At 64.9% G+C, this 780-nt stretch carries 1 protein-coding gene and 1 pseudogene; one reads left to right on the top strand and one right to left on the bottom strand.

Going from position 1 to position 780, the window contains the following annotated elements; all coding sequences use genetic code 11:
- Window positions 1-217, top strand: a pseudogene (locus tag J5M56_RS23680) (LysR family transcriptional regulator); the annotation flags it as partial.
- Between the two features lie 124 nt (window positions 218-341).
- On the opposite strand, the gene J5M56_RS23675 reads toward J5M56_RS23680, so the two are convergent.
- Window positions 342-780: LysR substrate-binding domain-containing protein (locus J5M56_RS23675; protein ID WP_243430877.1), on the bottom strand; the 439-nt coding region annotated here is incomplete at its 5' end.

The raw sequence follows: 780 nt of genomic DNA, 5'->3' as shown, positions 1-780 counted from the left end.
GGTTGAAGGTCGGGAAGCGGCGCGCGAAGCCGTCGTGGTGGGGATCGGGGTTGGTGTGGTTTCAGCGGCGGAGTTCGGCGCCGACTCACGGGTCTGCGCGTTGCCGATCACCGACTGCACGAGGCGCCTGACCGAAACCCTGGTGTGCTTGCGCGAACAGAGTTCGCGGCGGGTGGTGGCGACGTTTCTCGATATGGTTCGCGAGAGCCTGACCTGACTCACTCCCTGTCCTGATCGTTCCCACGCTCTGCGTGGGAATGCCTCAACGGACGCTCCGCGTTCGGCTTTGGATGGGACGCAGAGCGTCCCGGGCTGCATTCCCACGCAGAGCGTGGGAACGATCACGGTGCGGCTAGCGCCAGATCAAAAAACGCCTGAATCAAGCGCAACTCGCGCCGGCGCTCCATGCAGCCAATCATGTGCCGGTTCACCAGCCCTTCCCCGGCAATCGGGATCGCCACCACGCGCGGGTCATGACTGACCTCCACCGATGACACCACACCGACCCCCAACTCGGCCGCGACCGCTTCGGTCACCGCCTCGCGACTGTCCAGCTCCAGCAACACCCGCGGCTGAATCGACGCCTGCATACACTCCTGGTCAAACGTGCGCCGGGTAATCGAACTTGGCTCGCGCAGGACCATGATCACTTGGTCCAGCTCCTTGAGTTTCACTTCTGCGGAGCGATTCGCCCAGCGATGCCCCGCCGGCACCAGCGCGCAGATCCGCGATTCGCTGAGCGCTTGCAGATGCAGGCCCTTGCGCGGCTCGACCTCGGTC

This window comes from Pseudomonas sp. 51_B, from assembly GCF_017491595.1.
Classification (GTDB): domain Bacteria; phylum Pseudomonadota; class Gammaproteobacteria; order Pseudomonadales; family Pseudomonadaceae; genus Aquipseudomonas; species Aquipseudomonas promysalinigenes.
The sequence above is the reverse complement of the archived record's forward strand: the minus strand, read 5'-3'. Positions and strand labels throughout refer to the sequence as shown.